The organism is Streptomyces peucetius (genome assembly GCF_025854275.1).
Classification (GTDB): domain Bacteria; phylum Actinomycetota; class Actinomycetes; order Streptomycetales; family Streptomycetaceae; genus Streptomyces; species Streptomyces peucetius_A.
On record NZ_CP107567.1, the window covers coordinates 7,581,854 to 7,602,954 of the forward strand.

At 72.3% G+C, this 21,101-nt stretch carries 19 protein-coding genes; 14 read left to right on the top strand and 5 right to left on the bottom strand.

Annotated elements, in window-relative coordinates:
• The first annotated feature begins 188 nt into the window (after window positions 1-188).
• Genes OGH68_RS34245 through OGH68_RS34255 form a run of 3 tightly spaced genes read left to right on the top strand, consistent with a single transcriptional unit; the run spans window position 189 to window position 3,672 of the window.
• On the top strand, window positions 189-1,481 hold the full coding sequence (locus tag OGH68_RS34245; RefSeq protein WP_413471144.1) for a uracil-xanthine permease family protein: 1,293 nt from the start codon (window positions 189-191) through the stop codon (window positions 1,479-1,481).
• Complete coding sequence (locus OGH68_RS34250; protein ID WP_264249387.1) at window positions 1,478-2,965, top strand: amidohydrolase family protein; 1,488 nt, start codon at window positions 1,478-1,480, stop codon at window positions 2,963-2,965. The genes OGH68_RS34245 and OGH68_RS34250 overlap by 4 nt, the downstream gene beginning before the upstream one ends.
• Window positions 2,962-3,672, top strand: coding sequence for a sulfite exporter TauE/SafE family protein (locus OGH68_RS34255; RefSeq protein WP_264249388.1), 711 nt, complete (start codon window positions 2,962-2,964; stop codon window positions 3,670-3,672). Before OGH68_RS34250 ends, OGH68_RS34255 begins: the two co-directional genes overlap by 4 nt.
• Window positions 3,673-3,731: 59 nt before the next feature.
• On the opposite strand, the gene OGH68_RS34260 is transcribed toward OGH68_RS34255, so the two are convergent.
• Window positions 3,732-4,775 (bottom strand): substrate-binding domain-containing protein, encoded by a 1,044-nt coding sequence (locus OGH68_RS34260; RefSeq protein ID WP_264249390.1) that lies wholly within the window; start codon window positions 4,773-4,775, stop codon window positions 3,732-3,734.
• Between the two features lie 247 nt (window positions 4,776-5,022).
• On the opposite strand from OGH68_RS34260, the gene OGH68_RS34265 reads away from it, so the two are divergent.
• Together OGH68_RS34265 and OGH68_RS34270 are read left to right on the top strand one after the other, a co-directional pair.
• The gene (locus OGH68_RS34265) at window positions 5,023-6,459 is read left to right on the top strand and encodes a Gfo/Idh/MocA family protein (RefSeq protein WP_264249391.1); all 1,437 of its coding nucleotides are present in this window, start codon (window positions 5,023-5,025) and stop codon (window positions 6,457-6,459) included.
• A gap of 74 nt (window positions 6,460-6,533) precedes the next feature.
• Window positions 6,534-7,496, top strand: coding sequence for an NEW3 domain-containing protein (locus tag OGH68_RS34270; RefSeq protein ID WP_413471145.1), 963 nt, complete (start codon window positions 6,534-6,536; stop codon window positions 7,494-7,496).
• 151 nt (window positions 7,497-7,647) lie between these two features.
• Here the strand turns inward: OGH68_RS34270 and OGH68_RS34275 are convergent, their stop codons facing one another.
• Entirely contained in the window at window positions 7,648-8,460 is an 813-nt protein-coding gene (locus OGH68_RS34275) for a DeoR/GlpR family DNA-binding transcription regulator (protein WP_264249394.1), read from the bottom strand.
• 314 nt (window positions 8,461-8,774) lie between these two features.
• Here OGH68_RS34275 and OGH68_RS34280 point away from each other — a divergent pair, with 314 nt between their 5' ends.
• Genes OGH68_RS34280 through OGH68_RS34310 form a run of 7 tightly spaced genes read left to right on the top strand, consistent with a single transcriptional unit; the run spans window position 8,775 to window position 15,753 of the window.
• Window positions 8,775-10,028: an extracellular solute-binding protein gene (locus tag OGH68_RS34280; RefSeq protein ID WP_264249396.1), complete on the top strand. Its 1,254-nt coding sequence runs from the start codon at window positions 8,775-8,777 to the stop codon at window positions 10,026-10,028.
• A gap of 43 nt (window positions 10,029-10,071) precedes the next feature.
• Window positions 10,072-11,031, top strand: coding sequence for a carbohydrate ABC transporter permease (locus tag OGH68_RS34285; protein ID WP_264249397.1), 960 nt, complete (start codon window positions 10,072-10,074; stop codon window positions 11,029-11,031).
• Entirely contained in the window at window positions 11,031-11,939 is a 909-nt protein-coding gene (locus OGH68_RS34290) for a carbohydrate ABC transporter permease (RefSeq protein ID WP_264249398.1), read from the top strand. Before OGH68_RS34285 ends, OGH68_RS34290 begins: the two co-directional genes overlap by 1 nt.
• A gap of 57 nt (window positions 11,940-11,996) precedes the next feature.
• Window positions 11,997-12,947: an SIS domain-containing protein gene (locus tag OGH68_RS34295; protein ID WP_264249399.1), complete on the top strand. Its 951-nt coding sequence runs from the start codon at window positions 11,997-11,999 to the stop codon at window positions 12,945-12,947.
• Window positions 12,940-13,920: an ROK family protein gene (locus OGH68_RS34300; protein ID WP_264249401.1), complete on the top strand. Its 981-nt coding sequence runs from the start codon at window positions 12,940-12,942 to the stop codon at window positions 13,918-13,920. The genes OGH68_RS34295 and OGH68_RS34300 overlap by 8 nt, the downstream gene beginning before the upstream one ends.
• Complete coding sequence (locus OGH68_RS34305) at window positions 13,917-14,849, top strand: 1-phosphofructokinase family hexose kinase (RefSeq protein WP_264249402.1); 933 nt, start codon at window positions 13,917-13,919, stop codon at window positions 14,847-14,849. Before OGH68_RS34300 ends, OGH68_RS34305 begins: the two co-directional genes overlap by 4 nt.
• Window positions 14,830-15,753 carry a class II fructose-bisphosphate aldolase gene (locus OGH68_RS34310; RefSeq protein WP_264249404.1) on the top strand — a complete coding sequence of 308 codons (924 nt, stop codon included), beginning with the start codon at window positions 14,830-14,832 and terminating at the stop codon, window positions 15,751-15,753. The genes OGH68_RS34305 and OGH68_RS34310 overlap by 20 nt, the downstream gene beginning before the upstream one ends.
• Here OGH68_RS34310 and OGH68_RS34315 read toward each other — a convergent pair.
• A complete protein-coding gene (locus OGH68_RS34315; RefSeq protein ID WP_264249405.1) occupies window positions 15,688-16,578 on the bottom strand; it encodes an SDR family oxidoreductase in 891 nt (296 codons plus the stop codon). The two genes, OGH68_RS34310 and OGH68_RS34315, sit on opposite strands and share 66 nt — an antisense overlap.
• 710 nt (window positions 16,579-17,288) lie before the next feature.
• Between OGH68_RS34315 and OGH68_RS34320 the strand changes: the two genes are divergently transcribed.
• The gene (locus OGH68_RS34320; RefSeq protein WP_264249407.1) at window positions 17,289-18,389 is read left to right on the top strand and encodes a glutamate--cysteine ligase; all 1,101 of its coding nucleotides are present in this window, start codon (window positions 17,289-17,291) and stop codon (window positions 18,387-18,389) included.
• 170 nt (window positions 18,390-18,559) lie between these two features.
• On the opposite strand, the gene OGH68_RS34325 is transcribed toward OGH68_RS34320, so the two are convergent.
• Together OGH68_RS34325 and OGH68_RS34330 are read right to left on the bottom strand one after the other, a co-directional pair.
• Window positions 18,560-19,399, bottom strand: coding sequence for a class I SAM-dependent methyltransferase (locus OGH68_RS34325; protein ID WP_264249409.1), 840 nt, complete (start codon window positions 19,397-19,399; stop codon window positions 18,560-18,562).
• A 192-nt stretch (window positions 19,400-19,591) separates the two neighbouring features.
• Complete coding sequence (locus OGH68_RS34330; RefSeq protein ID WP_264249410.1) at window positions 19,592-20,515, bottom strand: NADP-dependent oxidoreductase; 924 nt, start codon at window positions 20,513-20,515, stop codon at window positions 19,592-19,594.
• Window positions 20,516-20,645: 130 nt separating this feature from the next.
• On the opposite strand from OGH68_RS34330, the gene OGH68_RS34335 reads away from it, so the two are divergent.
• Window positions 20,646-20,927 carry a hypothetical protein gene (locus OGH68_RS34335; RefSeq protein ID WP_264249411.1) on the top strand — a complete coding sequence of 94 codons (282 nt, stop codon included), beginning with the start codon at window positions 20,646-20,648 and terminating at the stop codon, window positions 20,925-20,927.
• Window positions 20,928-21,101 lie beyond the last annotated feature (174 nt).

Genomic DNA, 21,101 nt, shown 5'->3' on the forward strand with positions numbered 1-21,101 from the left:
CCGAACGGAGCCCGAACGTGTCCAGTCCCCGTCAGACCTGGCCCGGAGCCGGTCAACCACCCACGCCCGACGGAGCAGAGTCCGCGCGCCCTGCCGAGGATTCCGTAGCCGTCGCGCGCCCCGCCGAGGAGCCCCGAACGACCGCCCCCGACGTCCACCCCGTCGACGAGTCGCGCCCGCTCGGGCGGATCCTGCTCTTTGGCATTCAGCACGTCCTCGTCATGGCCGCCACCCCCATCTCGGCGATCTTCCTGATGAGCGCCACGCTCCGGCTCGACGCCTCGCTGACCGTCGACTTGCTCTCCGCGGCCTTCGTGCTCTCCGGTGTCGGGTCACTGATCCAGTCGCTCGGGCCCTGGAAGTTCGGCCCGCGGCTGCCCTTCGTGATGCTGCCGGGCGGGGCGCCGCTCATCCTGTTCATCGCGGTCGCCGAGCAGCACGGCCTGCGCACCGCCACCGGCGCGGTCATCCTGACGGCGGCCTTCTACTTCGTCGTGCTGCCCGTCTTCTCCCGGCTGCTCGCGTTCTTCCCCGCCCTCGTCATCGGCACGATGATCGTCATCGTCGGCGTCAATCTGGTGAAGGTCGGCGCGGTCCTGGTCACCGGGCGCCCCGGCGAGCCCGGTTTCGCCGACCCGGTGAACCTTGGCCTCGGCATGGCGACCATCGGATTCACCGTCGTGTTCTACCTGCTCTTCACCGGCGTCCTGCGGCAACTCGCCGTGATGCTGGGACTGCTGGCCGGAACCGCTGCCGCCGCCGTGGCCGGCGCGATCGACGTCGGCGGCGGCGCCGGCGGCGGACTGGTTCAGCTGCCGCAGCTGATGCCCTTCGGCTCGCCCGAGTTCAACCTTGTCGCCGCGCTGCCGCTGATGCTCTACAGCCTCGCCTCCATGGCGGAGGCCACCGGGCAGACCGTCATCAACGCCGAGGCCGTCGGCAAGGACATCGACAAGCGGACCGACGTACCGAAGACCGTCAGAGGCGACGCGCTCACCTCGCTGTTCGGCGGGTTCTTCGGCCTGCCGCTCATGGTCACCAGCGGTGAGAACATCGGCATCGTCCGCGTCACCGGCGTCCGCAGCCGCTACGTCACCGCCGCGGCCGGCGTCGTCCTCATCGCCATCGGGTTCCTCGCGCCCGTGACCAGCGCGATCAGCGTCATCCCGTCCGCGGTCGTCGGCGGAACCGCCATGGTCGTCTTCGCCGTCATCACGGTGCTCGGCATCCAGATGCTCGGCCGCTCCGACCTCGACAAGCACACCAGCACCTTCATCTGCGCCGTCGCTCTCGCGCTCGGGCTGCTGCCCATCCTCGTCCCCGGGGTGTACGGCGGCTTCCCGCCGAACGTGCGGATCCTCCTCGAAAGCGGCGTCGCCGTAGGCGCGTTCGTCGCCGCCGTCCTCAACGTCCTCTTCCACCACGTCAGGCCCGGCGTCGCCGCGCGCCTGAGCACCGCACGCACGGAAAGCGACCGATGAACCAGCCCGATCACGACCTCCTCGCCGCCCCCGGCCCGCTCTTCCTCATACCCCACGCCGTCCTGCTCCCCGAAGGCCCTGCCGAGGGCTGCGCGGTCGTGGTCGACGACGGCCGTTTCGAGGCGGTCGGACCCGCGGACGAGCTCGAGTGCAGATATCCGCAGCTCCGCGCCGTACGGATGCCCGGCCGACTGCTGATGCCCGGCTTCGTCGACGCCCACCACCACCTCACGCAGAGCTTCGGTTCCGCGCTGGCCTTCGGGGAGCCCTCGGAGATCTTCCGCCGGGTCTGGGTGCCGCTGGAGGGCGCACTGGACGAGGAATCGGCCTACACGGCAGCCAAGTTGGCGGCACTCGAGGCACTGCGCGGCGGGTTTACCACCGTCGCCGACGCCGGCACCCGCGCCGGCGTCGATGTGGACGTGGTCGCCTCCGCCGCGCGCGACGCCGGGATCCGCTGTGTCCTCGGGCTCGTCTGCAGCGACGCGGAGGGCGCAGAGGACGCCGGCCCCGGCGTCCTCGAGAGGGCAGAAAAGCACCTCGTGCGCTACGCCGGCGACCCGCTCGTCCACCCCTCCCTCGCCGTCTCCGTCCCGGAGGCGGCCACCGACCGCACCCTGCACGTCACCGCCCGACTGGCGGCGGAAGCCGGGGCCGTCGTCCAGATCCACGTCAACGAGCACCTCGCCGGAGTGGAGCGCTCGCTCGTACGGAACGGGCTGCGCCCCCTCGAACACCTCCACCGTATCGGCGCGCTCGGCCCCCAACTGCTGGCCGCGCACGCCACCCTCCTCACGCCGCGCGAGCTCACCCTCCTCGCCGACACCGGGACCGCGGTCAGCTACAACCCCGTCGCCAGCGCCTGGAAGGGCAACGCCGTCGCGCCCGCCACCGCCATGGCCGAGCGCGGCATCCGCTTCGGGCTCGGAACCGACGGGACCCGCGGCGACGGGTTCCGGCTCGCGGAGGCCGCCGAGTTCGCCCAGCGGCTCGCGTACGGGCTGGTCACCGGCGACTCGTCGTGCGGCGCCGGCTGGACCTGGCTGGAGCACGCCACGCGCGGCGGCGCGGACGCGGTCGGTCTCGGCGCCCGCACCGGCACCGTCGCAGAGGGCCTGGCGGCCGACTTCCTCCTCGTCGACGTCGAGACGCCGGAGCTCGCGCTCTCCTGGGACCTGCCGTGGGAGCTCGTCCGGCGCGGCAACCGGGACCAGATCACGGCCGTGTTCGTCGCCGGGCGTCTGCGCATGTGGCGCGGACTGCCCGCCGACTGGGACGGCCCCGCGCTCGTGCGGCGGGCCGCGGAACTGGCCCGTGCCACCGTGGCGAAGGCACCCATCACGCGGGTGCACCCCACCTCCACAGCGGCGCGTGGGCTGAGCCGGTCACGGGAGCCCGGCCGGCCGGGGGTGCCGAACCGTTCGCCGGACGGGAGCACGGTGGCGCGGGAATCCTCCGCGCAGGACCGGAGCCCGGCACAGTGAGTGCCGAGACGCTGGCGGTCCTCGCCGTCACGGTGGCCGTCGCCGCGTTCGTGCAGGGCAGCAGCGGGCTCGGGTTCGCCCTGATCGTCGCGCCCGTGGCCGGGATCCTCGACCCCGGCCTGCTCCCGGTCTTCGTGCTGGCGTCCATGATCCCGCTCAACGTGTACGTCGCCTGGCGCGAGCGGGCGTCGCTCGACCTGCGCGGTGCGGGCTGGATCACCGGGGCACGGCTCGCCGCCACCCCGGCGGGGCTGGGGCTGCTCTGGCTGGTGCCGGAACGCAGCCTCGGCCTCCTCGTGGGGGTCGCCACGGTGCTCGCGGCCGTCGTGAGTCTGGCCGCGCCCGCCTTCACGCCCGGCAGGGTGGCCTATGTCGGTGCGGGAGCGGTGACCGGGCTGACGGAGACCGCGACCGGCGTCGGCGGGCCGCCGCTCGCGCTGGTCTACCAGCACCGGCCGCCGGCCGAGCTGCGCTCCACCGTGGCCGCGTGCTTCCTCATCGGCGAAGTGGCCTCGCTCGTCCTGCTCTTCGCGGCGGGCAAGGCGCAGGCGACGGATCTCGGGCATGCGGCTGCGCTGCTGCCGGCGATCGCCGCCGGTGCCTGGCTGAGCCGCCTGGTGCACCACCGACTGGACGCGCGCCGGATGCGGCTGTTCGTCCTCGTCTTCGCGCTGGTCTCGGGGTGCGTCCTGATGCTCGGCCTCTGACCGCCGGCGACTGCCGGACCGGCCGCCTCAGGCCGATCCGGCAGGTCCGTCGGCCGGTTTCACACCGTGCGCGGTTCCCGCGCCGACGATGCCCGCGCGACGACCCGCGGTTCGGGCGGCACCGCCACCGCCGGGGTGGCGGTGTCGCCGCGCAGCCGCCCGAGCAGCAACTCCACCGCGTCGGACGCCGCCCGGTCCAGATGCAGGTCGACCGCCGTCAGCGGCGGCTCGCAGGTGCGGGCCCGCAGACCGTCGTACCGGGTGACGACCATGACGTCGTCCGGTACGGTCCGTCCGCTGTCCCGGATCGCCCGGACCGCACCTACCGCGAAGGCGTCCACCAGTGCGCAGACCGCGTCCACCTCGGGATGCTCGGCGAGAAGTGCGGCGCACCGCTCGTACCCCGCCTGCTCGCCGCCCGACTCGGGGGCCCTCGCCACGACCGGTGTCCAGCCGCGCTCCTCGGCGACGCGTTCGTACGCGGCGAGCGCGTCGACGGACGAGTGCCGGGAACCGGAGCCGATGATCAGCGCCGGCCGCTGTGCGCCCTGCTCGTGAAGGTGGGTCAGCAGCAGCTCCGCGACGCGCCCGCCGCGCAGATCGACGTACGGCGCGTCGTCGCCGGGCGACACCGGCCTGCCGAGCGTCACGTACGGCAGGCCCCGCTCCCGCAGCTGCGCCGCCGCCACGTCGTCGGCGTCCGGCTCGACGACGATGGCCCCGTCGATGTCGACCGAGTAGAGGGCGGAGCCGGACTGCACGGGCGGTACGAGCACCAGCGCGTAGCCGTGCAGCAGGGCGCTCTCCGCGGCCGCGGCGGCGACCTCCATGTAGAAGCCGAGCCGTGACGGGCCGCCCGCCACCGCGAACGGCATGGAGGAGGCGAGCGCGATGGCCTTCGCCTGCCCGCGTCGCAGCCGCTGCGCCCGGAGATTGGGGCGGTAGCCGAGCTCGGCGGCGACCTGCTTGATGCGTTCCCGGGTCCGGGGATCGACCTTGCCGAGCCCGTTGAGGGCGTGCGACACGGTCGTGCGTGAGACACCGGCGACGCGTGCGACGTCGGCGATCGTCGGCGGTCTCGAGCCGGAACCGGACGTGGGCATCGGCGCTGACGCTCCTCGGTGAGGGGACGGTGACGCGACCATCTTCGCCGAACTGGCGCGCCGTGTGGCAGCCGGGCCGTTCCGGAAGACGCGAGGGCGGCCACGTGGTGCTTCGTGATCACAGGAGCCATGCTTGTTCTTGTTCGTAACAGCGCCCTTATGAACATCTATTGACATGCCATCGCCGGTCCCGCCAGAGTCTTCCCCGCCAGTGATGCCGAATCGCGGACCCGAGGAGCGTTCCCTCATGCCCGAAATTCCCGCAGTCTCACGCCGCTTGCTTCTGGGAGGAGCTCTGGCCACCGGGGCGCTGGCGGCCCGTGTCGGCTCCGCGCAGGCGGCGCCCCTCGCCACCGGCGCGGCGGCACCGACCCCCACGCCCCGGCGCAGCCCGGGCCAGAAGACCATGGTCGATGTGCCCTACGACGTCCACAGGACCGTCCGCGTCGGTGTGATCGGCCTCGGCAACCGGGGCTCCGGCATGAGCGAGGGCTGGTCCGTCGTCCCCGGCTGCACGGTCACCGCCGTCTGCGACATCCGCGCCGACCGCGCGAAGCGCACCGCCGACCGGCTGGCGGCGCAGGGCAGGCCGCGCCCCGCCGAGTACGGGGGTTCCGACGAGTCGTACGCGCAGATGCTGCGGCGCGACGACATCGACCTCGTCTACATCGCCACGCCCTGGGAGTTCCACTACCGCCAGGGCAAGGACGCGCTGCTGGCCGGTAAGCACGTCATCGTCGAACTGCCCATCGCCACCGAGCTGGACGAGCTCTGGGACCTCGTCGACACCTCCGAGCGCACCCGCCGGCATTTGATGCTCTCGGAGAACTGCTCCTACGGCCGCAACGAACTGGCGATGCTGAAGATGGCGCACGAGGGCCTGTTCGGCGACGTCACCAACGGCCACGGCGGCTACCTGCACGACCTGCGCGCCCTGCTCTTCTCCGACACGTACTACACCGACGCGTGGCGCCGTCTCTGGCACACCCGCAGCACCGCCTCCTTCTACGCGATGCACGGCCTCGCGCCGGTCGCCGCGGCCATGGACATCAACCGCGGCGACCGCATGACGGTGCTGCGGGCCACCGCGACCGAGCCCAAGGGCCTCGCCGACTACCGCGAGCGGTTCGTCCCGAGGTCCCACCCCTCGTGGAACGAGACCTACATCAACGGTGACCTGGTCACCTGTCTGATCGACACCGCGAAGGGCCGGGTCATCAGGGCCGAGCACGACGTGAGCTCGCCCCGCCCGTACAGCCGGATCAACAGCCTCGCGGGCAGCCGTGGCATCTTCGAGGACTACACGGGCACCTCGACGACCGGCGGGCGGATCTACGTCGAGCCCGACCACAGCGGGCACTCCTGGCGCGACTTCGACACCTACCGCAAGGAGTTCGACCACTGGCTCTGGAAGAAGATCGGCGACGACGCCGCGAACAACGGCGGCCACGGCGGCATGGACTACGTACTGCAGTGGCGCACGGTCCAGCTGATGCGGGCCGGGCTCGTTCCCGACATCGACGTGTACGACTCCGCCGCCTGGTGCGCGCCGGTACCCCTGAGCGTCAAGTCCCTCGCGGCCGGCGGCCGTCCGGTCGAGATCCCGGACTTCACCCGGGGCTCCTGGGTGAATCTGCGCATGGGCCTCGACTCCCGTACCTCCGAGATGCCCCCCGTCGCCTGAGTGTCCCCACTCGGGCGGCCCGAACGAAGGAGCAGTCAGTGAGACCAGCCGGACTGATCACGTCTCTCAGAGCCATGGCGGTGGCGGCGGCGGTGCTGCTCGTCCCCGCACCCGCCGCGGTCGCCGCCGAACCGGAGCCTGCCCCGGCCGCCGCGGCGACCGAGGTGACGATATCGCCCGTCGACCTGGACGGGCCGGCCATCTCGACGGTGAAGGTGACCGTCAAGAACGCCGGACCCGACCGGATGCGGTCCCTGGAGGTGTCGTTCGCGGGGCCGGTCGGCTGGGCCGTCCAGCCGTCCGTGCGCAGCGTCGACGGGACGTTCGCCGCGGGAGCCACAGCCGCCGCCGAGTTCCGGATCCAGGTGCCGGAGCAGCGTTCCGGGTTCACCGTGCGGACCTTCACCGCGACGGCCACCTACAAGGGCGGTGACGGGGCCGGCTCCGCGACGGGAACCCGGACCCAGACCAGCGGCACCCCGCTGGCGGACCTCGCCGCCGCCTACAACAACGTGGGCGTCACCGACGAGAGCAACACCGCGCCGGGCAACTACGACGGCGACGGCAACAGCTTCTCGGCGCAGAAGCTCGCCGATGCGGGGCTGACCCCGGGCGGCCGGGTCCAGGCGCTGGGCGCCGAACTGACGTGGCCGGACGCGGCACCGGGCACCAAGGGCAACGTCTCCAGTGCCGGCCAGGCGATCAGCATGAGCGGCCAGGGGAGCAAGCTGGTGTTCCTCGGCTCCGGTGTCACCAGTGGGGCGGTCGGCAATGCCACGGTGTACTACACGGACGGCACCAGCAGCACCGGCTCGTTCGGCTTCCCCAACTGGTCGTTCGACCCGGCCGACGCCCACGGCGCGACGCTGGTCGCCTCGTCCGACGGCCGCAACCGGCCCAGCGGGTACGGGAACGCGGGCATCGCCTACCGGATCTTCGCCCACTCGATCCCGGTGGATTCCGCGAAGCAGGTCGAGTTCGTGGTCCTGCCGAGCAACGGGAACATCCACGTCTTCGACATGGCCCTCGCTCCCTGACGCGTCCTCCTTCCCCGACGCGTCCGGGTGACCGGACACCGGCCCCCCCCCCCCCCGGGCCCCCCCCCCCCCCCCCCCCCCCCGGCGGGGGGGCCCCCCCCCCGGGGCCCCCCCCCCCCCCCGCCGGGCCCCCCCGCCGGTGGTGGCCGCGTCAGACGGCGTGGACCTTGATGCCCGCCTCGGTGAGCCGGGCCGCCATCTCGGCGGGCAGCGCCGAGTCGGTCACCAGGACGTCGATTCGGTCCAGGCCGCAGATCCTGGCGAAGGCGCGCTTGCCCATCTTCGACGAGTCGGTGACCACGACGACGCGGCGCGCCCGCTCGGCGAAGAGCCGGCTGATGCTGGCCTCGTCCTCCTGGTGGGTCATCAGGCCCAGCTGCGGGTCGACGCCGTCGACCCCGAGGACGGCGACGTCGAGGACCACCTCGTTCAGCACCCCGACGGTCAGGGGGCCGACGAGCTCGTAGGTCTGGGGCCGGGCCACGCCGCCGGTGACCACGATCTTGATCTGGGGGCGCACGGCGAGCTCACCGGCGATGTTGAGCGCGTTGGTGACGACGGTGAGCGACGGGGCGGAGGCGTCCGACGACTCCCGACGCCCTCCTCCCGTGCCGCCACCGCCCGCGCGCAGCGCCAGGGCCCGTGCCACCTCGGTCGTGGTGGTGCCCCCGTTGAGGCCCACCACATCGCCCTGGCCGATGAGTTCGGCGACGGCCGCGGCGATGCGCTGCTTCTCGGAGGCGTGCCGGGAGGACTTGTAACGCAGGGGCAGCTCGTAGGAGACGCCGTGTGCGACGGCTCCGCCACGGGTGCGGACCAGCATCTGCTGCTCGGCGAGCTCGTCGAGATCCCGCCGGATGGTGGCGGGCGACACCTCGAGGGTCGTCGCGGCGTCCTCGACGTCCAGCCTGCCCTCGGCGGCCAGCAACTCCAGCAGTCTGCTCCACCGCTCATGTTTGGACATGTGTCGGACTCCTTCGGGCATCGGTCCTGCGCTCTCGACACGCTAAGGGACGGGGTCGCGAGCACGGGAGCGAGGGCAGCTCTGTGCGTGAAGCTGATCGTATCCGGCGCTTTCGGAGCAGTCGTCGTCATGAATCGCGGAGCCTTCTTGGCAACGTTCGGGTAACGGCCCCTGGACCCGGCCTGCACTCCTGCTGAATACTGCGCGAAACCAAGGATGCTCGGAACTGCTCGAAAGAGCCGTGGATTGTGCAGAATCAATCAGACTGTGCAGCTCCATGTCAGACAAGGCGGTTAGACGTAGTGAACAAGCGAATGATCGTTTTCCCGGCGGCGTGCGTGGCCGGTGCACTTGTCCTCACGGCATGCGGCGGCGGCGCCGGGGAGTCCGCGGACGGGACGGTGACCCTCAAGCTCGTCGCGGCCGACTACGGCGACAAGGCCTCCAACAGCTCCACCGTGTACTGGAAGGACGTGGCCGAGCGGTTCGAGGACGCCAACCCCAAGATCAGGATCGATGTCCGGGTCATCAACTGGAACGACATCGACGCGCAGGTCAAGACGATGATCCAGAGTGGCAACATGCCCGACGTCCTGCAGACCGGCGGCTACGCCGACAAGGTCGCCGACGACCTCCTCCACAAGGCGGAGGACGTGCTCTCCGAGAGCACCCGCGCCAATCTCGTCGACACCTTCGCCGAGGCCGGCGAGGTCGACGGCGTGCAGTACGGCATCCCGTTCGTCTCCTCGGCGCGCGCCCTCTTCTACAACAAGAAGATCTTCGCCGCCGCCGGAATCACCGAAGCACCCAGAACCTGGGACGACGTCAGGTCCGCCGCCGAGCGCATCAAGGCCAAGGCCCCCGGCGTCACGCCGTACGCCCTGCCGCTCGGCCCGGAGGAGGCACAGGGCGAGAGCCTGATCTGGCAGCTGGGCAACGGCGGCGACTACACCGACGCGCAGGGCGAGTACACACTCGACAGCCCGGCCAACGTCGAGACCTTCCAGTGGCTGAAGACCAACCTGGTCGGCCCGGGCCTCACCTACGCCAACCCCGCCGCCACCGACCGCAAGACGGCCTTCGCCGACTTCGCCGCCGGCAAGGCCGGCATGCTCAACGGCCATCCCTCGCTCATCCAGATGTCCAAGGACGGCAACGTCGACTACGGCGTCGCGCCCATCCCCGGCAAGGACGGCGCCCTCGACTCCACCCTCGGCGTCGCCGACTGGATGATGGCCTTCAAGGACCGGGGACACAAGGAGGAGATCAGGAAGTTTCTCGACTTCGCGTACTCCAAGGAGAACACGCTGAAGTTCGACGAGATGTACAACCTGATGCCCGTCACCGAGGACACTCTCGAGGAGATGACCTCCAGCGGCCGGCACAAGGACCTCGAGCCCTTCTTCGAGCTGCTGCCGAAGGCCTCCTTCTACCCCCTCGGCGACACGACCTGGGACGCGGTCTCCGCCGAGATCAAGAAGAGCGGCGGCACCGCTGTCAGCGACGACCCGGCCAAGGTGCTGGGCGACCTGCAGAAGAAGGCCGAGCAGGCCGTCGCCGACCAGTAAACCCCGTACGGCACCGAGGAACAGACACCCGGAAGGCACCCCCGTGTCCACCAACGCCACTTCCGCCGACGGCCGAAGGCCCGCCGTCGAGAGTCCGGGCAGCGGCCGGCCCTCCCCGGTCGGCGGCCGCCGCTCCGGCCTCGGCCGGCTGGGGCCGCTGCCCTGGATCGGCCCCGCCGTCCTGCTCATCGTGCTCGTCGTGCTCTGGCCCGTCTACGAGATGGTCCGCACCTCGTTCCTGAAGATCAGCGTCAGCGGCTTCGTGCGGGGCCCGGCCGGCTTCGACAAGTACCGGGAACTGTTCGACGAACCGGGCCTCGGCGCCGTGATCACCGCCACCGTGATCTGGACCGTCGGCGTCGTCGCGCTCACGATGGTGCTGTCGCTCGCCCTGGCCCAGCTGTTCAACCAGCGCTTCCCCGGGCGGCGGGTGACCCGCTGGGCCCTCATCGCACCGTGGGCGGCCTCCGTGCTGATGACCGCCATCGGCTTCAAGTGGATGCTCGACCGGACCGCCGGGGTGCTCAACACCGCCATGACCGACCTCGGTCTGATCGACGGCCCCAAGGACTGGCTCGGCGACCCGGCCACCGCCTGGCCCTGGATGATGTTCGTCGCCGTCTTCGTCTCCCTGCCCTTCACCACGTACACCCTGCTCGCCGGTCTGCAGACCGTCCCGGGCGAGGTCTACGAGGCGGCGCGGGTCGACGGCGCCGGCACCTGGCAGACCTACCGACGGATCACCCTGCCGCTGCTGCGCCCGGCGTTCCTCGTCGGCGTCGTCATCAACCTGATCAACGTCTTCAACTCGTTCCCCGTCATCTGGGGCATGACCCGCGGAGGCCCGGCCAGCGACACCGCGACCACCACCGTGTTCATGTACCAGCTCAAGAGCTCCGACATCGGCGAGTCCGCGGCCATGTCCGTCGTCAACTTCGCGCTGGTCGTGGCCATGGTGGCCGTCTTCCTGAAGGTCAGCCGCTGGAACAAGGAGGAAGCCTGATGGCCCAGCAGACGATCCGGCCCTCCCTCGCCGCCCCCGCCGCGCCGGTGCCGGGCGAGCAGCGGCCCCGTACCCCCGCCCGGCCCGGGCGCGCGCTGCGCCCCCGCACGGTGGTCGTCGCCTCGGCGGCCTGGCTGATCGCCGCCGTGTTCCTGCTGCCGTACGCGGAGATGGTGATCACCGCGCTCCGGCCCGCCGACGAACTGCGCGACTCCACCTATCTGCCCAGCGCGTTCGCCTGGTCCAACTTCATCGACGTCTGGCGGGAGTCCAACCTCGGCTCCAACCTGCGCGTCACCCTGCTCGTGGCCGGCGGGTCCACACTGCTGGTGCTGCTCGTCGCGGTACCCGCCGCGTACTACACCGCCCGGATCAGGTACCGGGGCCGCAAGGTGTTCCTGCTGCTGGTGCTGATCACCCAGATGTTCCAGCCGACCTCGCTGCTGGTCGGCCTGTACCGCGAGTTCTACCAGCTGGGCATGCTCAACTCGGTGTGGACCCTGGTCCTGTGCAACGCCGCCTTCAACCTGGCGTTCGCCATCTGGATCCTCACCGCCTACTTCTCCTCCATCCCGGTGCAGCTGGAGGAGGCCGCCATGATCGACGGACTGGGCCGGGCGGGCGCGCTGTTCCGCGTGACCCTGCCGCTGGCCATGCCGGGCGTGGTCACCGCGGTGATCTTCACGTTCATCGCCGCGTGGAACGAGTTCGTCATGGGCCTGACCCTCTCCACGGTCCCGGAGAACCAGCCGCTGACCGTCGGCATCAACAGCTTCATCGGCAACTACACCGTCCAGTGGAACTACCTGTTCGCCGGGTCCGTCCTCGCGATCGTTCCGGTGGTGGTGCTGTTCGCCTTCATCGAACGCCAGGTGGTGTCCGGGCTCACCGCCGGTTCGGTGAAGTAGACCGGTCCTTGCCCCGCCCCGCCCGTTCGCCCGTCCTTCACGAAGGAGTACGCCACTTTGTCCGCCAACACCTCCTCCCGCACCTCGGCCGAGATCGCCACCCAGCCCGCCGTGTGGCGGCAGGCCGCCCAGTCGCTGCCGCGGCACACCGCGGCCCTGCCCCGCCGCGGTGAACGCGTCGCCGTCATCGGCTGCGGCACCTCCTGGTTCATGGCCCAGTCCTACGCCGTCCTGCGCGAGAGCGGCGGCCACGGCGAGACCGACGCCTTCGCCGCCTCCGAGTTCCCGCACGGCCGCCGCTACGACCGGGTCCTCGCCATCACCCGGTCCGGCACCACCACCGAGGTCCTCGACCTGCTGCACCGGGTCAAGGGCACCGTGCCCACCGGCGCGATCACCGCCGACCCCGCGACCCCCGTCATGGGGGCGGCCGACGCCGTGGCCGTACTGGACTTCGCCGACGAGGAGTCCGTCGTCCAGACCCGGTTCGCCACCGCCAACCTGGCGCTGCTGCGTGCCCACCTGGAGGCGGAGAACGCCCTGCCCGCCGGCGTACTGCCCCTCGACACCGCGATCCGCGACGCCGAACGGGCCGTAGCCGAGCCCCTCGACGCCACCGTGTGCGGTGCCGAGCAGTTCACCTTCCTCGGCACCGGCTGGACCTACGGCCTGGCGCTGGAGGCCGGACTGAAGATGCGCGAGGCCGCCGGCGCCTGGACCGAGGCGTACCCGGCGATGGAGTACCGCCACGGGCCGATCAGCATCACCGGACCCGGCCGCGTCGCCTGGGCGTTCGGCCCGCTCCCGCCCGGCCTGGCGGACGACGTGGCACGCGTCGGCGGCACCCTGGTCGCCGGCTCCACCGGCACCGGCCCGGGCCTGGACCCGCTCGCCGACCTCGTCCGCGCCCAGCGCCTCGCGGTCGTCCTCGCCACAGCACGCGGGCAGGACCCCGACCGGCCCCGCAACCTCACCCGGTCCGTCGTCCTCGAGAACAGCCATGCCTGAGGACCCCGACGATCACGGCTGTGTGATCGCCCTCGACGTCGGCGGCACCGGGATGAAGGGCGCGCTCCTCGACCGGGGCCTCGACCCCCTGGTCACCCTCCGCCGTCCGACCCCGCGAACGGCGGGGCCCGGCGCGGTGGTCGACGAGATCGCGGCCACCCTCGCCGTCCTCGCCGGGCGGGCCGCCGCCCGGGGGCTGACGGTCCACCGGGCGGGGGTCGTGGTCCCCGGCGTCGTCGCCGAGGACCTGCGGACCGCGGTCCACTCCGCCAACCTCGGCTGGCGCGACCTCCCGCTCGCCGCACTGCTGGAAGCCCGCACCCGGCTGCCCGTCACCCTCGGCCACGACGTACGCGCGGGCGGCGCCGCCGAGTGCCTCCTCGGCGCCGCCCGCGGCGCCAGGAACGTGCTCTTCGTGGCGATCGGCACCGGCATCGCCGCCGCCGTCGTCTGCGACGGACGCCCCGTACGGGCCGACGGCCACGCCGGCGAACTCGGCCATGTCGTCGTCGAACCCGGCGGTGCCCGCTGCGCCTGCGGCGGACGCGGCTGCCTGGAGACGGTGGCGTCCGCGTCGGCGGTCGCCACCGCGTTCGCCGCGCGCTCCGGCCGCGAGGGGACCGACGCCGCGGACGTGGCCGCACTGGTCGCGCGGAGCGACCGCGACGCACTCGCCGTCTGGGACCGTGCGGCCGACGCGCTCGCCACGGCGCTCGCCACCGCCACGACACTGCTCGCCCCCGAGCTGATCGTCCTCGGCGGCGGCCTCGCCGAGGCCGGCGACCTCCTCCTCGGCCCGGTACGGGCCCGGCTGGCCGACCGCCTCACGTTCCAGCGCCGGCCCGGGCTGGTGCGCGCCGAACTGGGCGACAGGGCGGGGTGCCTGGGCGCCGGCCTCGCCGCCTGGCACGACGTCGACAGCACGACGGCACCGGACCCGCGCACCACAGGGACGGGGGCACGGGACCGGTGATCCTGACCGTCACCCTCAACGCCGCCCTCGACGTCACCTACGGCGTCGACAGCCTGCGCCCCCGCACCTCGCACCGCGTCGACACCGCCCGCGAACGCGCCGGCGGCAAAGGCGTCAACGTCGCCCGCGTCCTCGCCGCGCTCGGGCACGAGAGCGCCGTCACCGGGCTCGCGGGTGGCCCCACCGGAACCCTGCTGCGCGACGGACTGCGCACGGCCGGGCTGCGCGACGAACTCGTCACCGTCTCGGGCGACTCACGGCGGACCCTCACCGTCGTCTCCCGCGACGACGGCGACGCGACCGTGTTCAACCAGCGCGGCCCCCGCGTGAGCCCGGGGGAGTGGAAGACCTTCACGGAGCACTTCGCGTCGCTGGTACGTGACGCCACGGTCGTCGCGCTCTGCGGCAGCCTGCCTCCCGGCCTGCCCTCCGACGCGTACGCGCAACTCGTCCGGACCGCCACCGGGGCAGGGGCGGTCACGGTCCTCGACACGAGCGGCCCCGCACTGCTCGACGCGCTGGGCGCCGGCCCCGACGTGGTCAAGCCCAACGCCGCCGAGCTCGCCGACGTCACCGGAAGCCGGGACGTACCGGCCGCCGCGGAGCGGTTGCGCGCCCTCGGGGCCCGCACGGTCGTGGCGTCGTCCGGTCCCGAAGGCGTCCACGCCGCCACCCCGCAGGGCGCATGGCGCGCCGTACCGCCGAAGCAGCTCGCCGGGAACCCCACCGGGGCGGGGGACGCGTGTGTCGCCGCGCTCGCGGCAGGGCATGCCACCGGCGCACAGTGGCCCGACATCCTGCGTGAGGCCGTGGCTCTGTCGGCCGCGGCCGTCCCCTGCCCCGTGGCCGGCGATTTCGACGCCGGCACCTACCGCCGCTTTCGTACCGCCGTATCCGTGGAGGAAGTCCATGCCGCTCACACCCACTGACGCCGTCGTCCGCTCCGCCGCTCAAGACGGCGTGGGCATCGGGGCGTTCAACGTCGTGCAGCTCGAACACGCCGAGGCCATCGTGAGCGGGGCAGAGGCCGCGGGGCGGCCCGTGATCCTGCAGATCAGCGAGAACACCGCCCGCTACCACGGCTCCCTGGAGCCGATCGGGCTCGCGACACTCGCCGTGGCCCGCGCGTCGAGCGCCCCCGTCGCCGTCCACCTCGACCACGCCGAGTCCACGGACCTCGTGCACGAGGCCGTCGGACTCGGCTTCACATCCGTCATGTTCGACGCCTCCAAGCTCCCCTACGACCAGAACGTGGCGGCGACCCTGGAGATCACGTCCCACTGCCACGCGAGGAACGTATGGGTCGAGGCGGAACTCGGCGAGGTCGGAGGCAAGGACGGTGCGCACGCCCCCGGCGTACGCACCGATCCCCGTGAGGCACGCGACTTCGTCGCCGCCACCGCCGTCGACGCCCTCGCGGTGGCCGTGGGCAGCTCGCACGCCATGCTCACCCGGGACGCGGTCCTCGACTTCGCGCTCATCACCAGGCTGCGGGACTCCGTGAGCGTGCCGCTGGTCCTGCACGGCTCGTCCGGGGTCGGGGACGCGGGCCTCACCAGGGCCGTCGAGGCGGGCATGACGAAGGTGAACGTCTCCACCCACCTCAACAAGGCGTTCACCCGGGCCGCCCGCGAGTACCTGGAGGATCACCCGGAGACCGCCGACCCCCGCAAGTACCTCGGCCCCGCCCGGGACGCCGTCGCCGCCGAGGTGGCCCGGCTGCTGCGCGTACTGGACGCAGGCTGCGGTCAGGAGCGGGGCGGTGAGTCAGGGCAGCGGGGTCCCGCCCGTCGCGTTGACGATCTCGGCCGTGATGTAGCTCGCCTGCGGTGACGCGAGGAACACGTAGGCGGGCGCCATCTCCGCGGGCTGCGCGGGCCGGCCGAACGGCGACTTCTTGCCGAACTCGGCGGTGTCCGGCATGGTCGCGGGGATCAGGGGCGTCCATACGGGGCCGGGCGCGACGGCGTTGACGCGGATTCCGTCGGACGCCACCATCTGCGCGAGTCCCTGGGTGAAGGTGACGATCGCGCCCTTGGTCATGGCGTAGTCGAGCAGATGCGGGCTGGGCTTGTAGGCCTGCACCGAGGTGGAGTTGATGACGCATCCGCCCCGTGGCATGTGGGGCAGCGACATCTTCGACAGCCAGAACATGCCGTACAGGTTGGTGCGCACGACCCGGTCGAACTGCTCAGTGGTGATCGCGCCGATCCCGTCCGGCTGCGACATCTGGTAGGCCGCGTTGTTGACCAGGATGTCGATGCGCCCGAACTCGCTCACCGCGCGGTCGACGAGCTGCCGGCACTGCTCCTCCTCCCGGATGTCGCACGCCACGGACACCGCCTTGCGCCCCGCGTCCTCGACGAGCGCGCGGGTGCGCGCCGCTTCCTTCTCCTCTTCCGGGAGGTGAGTGAACAGCACATCGGCGCCCTCGCGTGCGAAGGCGAGCGCGACCGCCCGGCCGATGCCCGAGTCGCCGCCCGTCAGCACCGCCTTGAGATCGCGGAGCAGCCCACTGCCCCGGTAACTCTCCTCGCCGTGGTCGGGCGGCGGGTCCATCGGCCCGGTCCAGCCCGGGTGCTCCTGCTCCTGTTGTGGGAACTCCGGTTCCGGATGCTTCGACACCGGGTTCCTGGCCTCGTCGTTCTGCTCGGGCACGACCGACTCCTCCTTGCTGTGCGTCTCTGCCTCGGTGGGCCGTCCCCGCCTACCCTCCGGTGCCTCGGAAATGCCCGCAAACGGGGCGAACGCGGTGTGCGGGGGTTCCCCGATCACCGTCGGACCGGAAGGGTGTCGGTGGGGGCGCGACGTCAGGACGTCACGGCCGGCGGCTTCGGCCGGAGCTCGGTCGCTCCGCTCTGCCCGGTCGCCGCCGGTCCGGCGGACGGTGACGGGCGGGCCCAGGACCTTACGCGACGGCGGCCGGGCCTCGAGTGCCGGCCGGCATGGTGCCGTCGCGCGGCGCGCGAAGAGAACAGACGTTCCTCGTACCGGTCCAGCGCGACCACCATCCCGAGGAGCAGCACCGGGAGCAGCAGAGCGGTCACGAGAGCGGCGGCGCCCCCCGGGCCCGGTATCACGGCTGCGGCTCCGTCCCGGACAAAGGGCGGTTCGCCGGCAGGTGTCTCGCGGCGCGACCCGGCCGGCAGACGGCGCGCACGGCGCGGACACCGGCCGGACGGCTGGGCACGGGCTGCTTCCGAAGTCGGGCGAAGTGCTCCATACAGTGCGCCTGCCCCCGCGTCGCGCACGTACGCGGCGCCGCGGCGGAACGCCGACCGTCGGACCCGGTTGCCCGCGCCGGCGCATCGAGTACGCGTGGCCGGGCACCTGAGAGGTCTCGACGGCGGCCGATGAGGAGTGAACCGATGGACGTGCGCACCGTGGGCGTGGAGGAGGAGCTTCTCCTCGTGGACCCCGACTCCGGGGAGCCGCGTGCGCTGTCCGCGGCCGTGCTCGCGTCGGCCGGACGGGAGGGCGGTGTCGGCCAGGAGGTCTTCGAGGCGGAGTTGCAGCGTGAGCAGTTGGAGTTCGCCACGCTCCCGCAGGCGTCGATGAGCGATCTCGCCGACGAGATCGTCCGCTGGCGCGCGGAGGCCGCCCGCCACGCCGCACGGCTGGGAGGCGCGGTTGCCGCACTGGCGACGTCTCCGCTGCCCGTCAGTCCGTCGCTCGCGGCCGGTGAACGGTACGGCTGGATGGCCGAGGAGTTCGGGCTGACCACGCAGGAACAGCTCACCTGCGGCTGCCATGTCCATGTGTCGGTCGGCTCGGACGAGGAGGGCGTCGCGGTCCTCGACCGGATCCGTCCGTGGCTCTCCGTCCTGGTGGCGATCAGCGCGAACTCTCCCTTCTGGCAGGGCAGGGACAGTGGCTATGCCAGCTACCGCAGTCGCGTCTGGGGCCGCTGGCCCTCGGCCGGGCCCGTGGAGCTCTTCGGGTCGGCGGACCGTTACCACGAGCAGGTGTCCGCGATGGTCGGCACCGGCGCCCTGCGGGACCGGGGGATGATCTACTTCGACGCCCGGCTCTCGGCCACGTACCCGACCGTGGAGGTCCGGGTGGCCGACGTCTGCCTGGACCCGGCCACCACCGTGCTGATCGCCACGCTCGTCCGCGGGCTGGTCGAGACCGCGGCCCGCGAGTGGCGCGCGGGTCTGCCGCCCGTACCGCACGGCGTCGGCCTGCTGCGGCTGGCCTCGTGGCGGGCGGGCCGCTCAGGCATGGAGGAACAGCTCATCCATCCGCTCACCATGCGCCCCCGGCCCGCGGCCGACGTGGTCGGGGCGCTGGTCGGCCACGTCAGGGACGCCTTGGAAGACGCGGGCGACGTACCTCTGGTGGAGGAGGCGGTGGCCGCGCTGCCGGAGACCGGCAACGGTGCCCGCTTCCAGCGCGACGTGGTGAAGCGTACGGGCAGCCTGCGGGAGGTCGTGGCCGCCTGCGTGCGCAGGACCTGTGGAGGCTGAGCTCGCCCGGACCCGCAGCGTCTCCGTGCCCCGGCGCTGGTCGGCCCGCGTGCACGACGCCCCTCGTCCCGGCCTGCACCTTCAGGCATGCATCGTCGCCACATGGGCATACGTCCACCGGGCCCCGCCGCGCATCCCCCGTCGCGGCGGGGTTCCTCCGGCGAAAGAGGTCATCCGCTTCTGCGGGCGGTCACCAGCAGGTACTCCCACTGCATGATGGAACGTCCCGTTCCGCAGCCGTGCTGCCGGGCGATCCCGACGAGGGCACTGTCGAGTTCGGCGATCCGTTCGGGGAAGTCGGCGATGTTCCGGTAGACCGCGATGGTGGGTCCGTAGACGGTCTTGAAATAGTCCCGGAAGGCCTCCGGCCGCTCGAAACGGGCCACCTCCACGCTCGCCCTGCGCGCCTCGACATCCGTCACCAGGTCCCCGAGGAGCGTGCGGACATGCTCCTCGTTCCCCCACAGCGGCGGTGGCTGGGCGCCCGGCGGCGGAGCGGGCGCGTACGGCCGCATCACGGCGAACATCTGGCCCACGAAACCCTCGGGGGTCCAGTTGAGCAGGCCGATGGTGCCGCCCGGGCGGCAGACCCGGACCAGCTCGCCGGCTGCCGCCTCGTGGTGCGGGGCGAACATCACCCCCACACAGGACATGACCGTGTCGAACTCGCCGTCCCCGAACGGAAGCGCCTCGGCGTCGGCCTCCTGCCAGGTGAGTCCGACGCCCTGCCGCCCGGCCAGTCGCCGTCCGGTGTCCAGCAGCTCGGGCGTCAGGTCGCAGGCCACGACATCGGCTCCTGCCATAGCCGCCGGAATCGCCGCGTTGCCCGTGCCGGCGGCGATGTCCAGCACCCTCTCACCCGGCTTCACCCCGCACGCCCGGACCAGGACGGCGCCCAGGCCGGGGATGAGGTCGCCGACCAGCGCGGGGTAGTCGCCCAGCGCCCACATCTTGCGGTGTTTCGCCTTGAGAGCCTGGTCGGCCCCGGTCCCCGCGATCGCGTCCGTCATGACAGATCTCCTCAGGAGTCCGGCCGGCGGCCGCTCGGAGGGAGTGTCCGTTCCGACCTGTTGATCGCCACTTCTGTCGATGCGTCCCACGATAGATCGGTGCTGCCCGCTGTTCCCTGTTCGGGGAACGTCACGCGTTCGGGCGACGTCAAGTGTCCATGCGGTGTCGTGCGTTCGGGCGGCGCCGACTGTTCAGGCGACGTCGAGGACGATCTTGCCGCGGGCCCGGCCGGCCGCACTCAGCCGGAAGGCCTCCGCCGCCTCGGCCAGGGGCAGCGCAGTGTCGATGGTCACGGTGAGAGCGCCCGTGTCGGCGAGCCGTCCCAGGTCGGCGAGATCGGCACTGCTGGGCCGCACCCACACATGGTGCCCGCCGCGCCCGGTGACCGAGGGGGCCACGATGGACGCGACCCGGGACGGGTCGGTGAGCAGCCGCTGGGAGACCTCCACCGCGTCGCCGCCGACGTAGTCGACGGCCGCGGTGATGCCGCCGGGTGCCAGCGCCCGTACGCGGTCGGCGAGGCCCTCTCCATAGACGACGGGCTCCGCGCCCAGGGAGCGCAGGAACTCGTGATTGCGCTCGCTCGCCGTGCCGATGACCCGTGCGCCGCGTGCCACGGCGATCTGTACGGCGAAGACGCCCACACCGCCGGCGGCGGCGTGCACCAGGACCGTGTCGCCGCCGGTGACGCCGATCCGCGCCAGCGACTGGTGGGCGGTGAGGCCGGCCAGCGGCAGGCCCGCGGCCTGCTGCCAGGTCAGGGAGGCGGGCTTGGGCGCCAGTGTGCGGACCGGAGCGGCGACCAGTTCGGCGAACGTGCCGTGCTGCACCTCGTCCTTGCGCACGTACCCGCAGACCTCGTCGCCCACGGAGAACTCCGTCGCGTCCAGGCCGACGGCCTCGACGACACCCGACACGTCCCAGCCGGGGATCAGCGGGAAGTGGACGTGCATGATCGGGTCGAGATGGCCGGCGACGATCTTCCAGTCGACGGGATTCACGCCGACGGCCTTCACGCGCAGCAGGACGGCGTCGGGCGCGATCTTGGGGTCGTCGGTTTCGGTGAGCTCGAGAACCTCAGGGCCGCCGTAGCGGTTGGCTGTGATGGCTCGCATGGCCTTTTTGTACACGGTGGCAGGCGCTCGGCCGTGGGTGTGCGGTCGCCGCCGTGTCGGCGCCGGGCCGCGGGGGTACCCGCGAGGCGTGCCCGGCCATGCCGCGAACCACGTCACGAGGGAGGCCGCCATGAGCGACGACTACCGCCCGGAGGGATTCGAGGACAGCGACAACCCACTGCCGCGGGACATGCCCGATCAGCAGGCCGGTGCGGAGGAGACGCGGAAGGGGGAGGAGGAGGCCGACCGGCGGGCCGGGACGGGCGCCGACGCGGGGAAGCCCGGCGGGACGGGGGAGACGGGCGGGACCGGGGAAGACGTGCCCGAGGCCGACGAGGCCGGAACCGGTCGCCGCGGCTCGCCCGAAGCGAGCGGCCCCGGAACCCCGGCACCCGAGGAGTCCCCCGGCTGAGCCGCCGGCGGGGCATCCCTGGGGACCCCAGGGATGCCCCTGCCGACCTGCCGCAGGGCTCCGGAGACCTGACGCCCCCGTCCCGAGGACGGGGGCGCCGGCGCGGTCTGCCGGGGCGACCGGCTCCCCCACTGTGATCGGTATGCTCCTGCGAAACGGTCAAACGAACAGCGC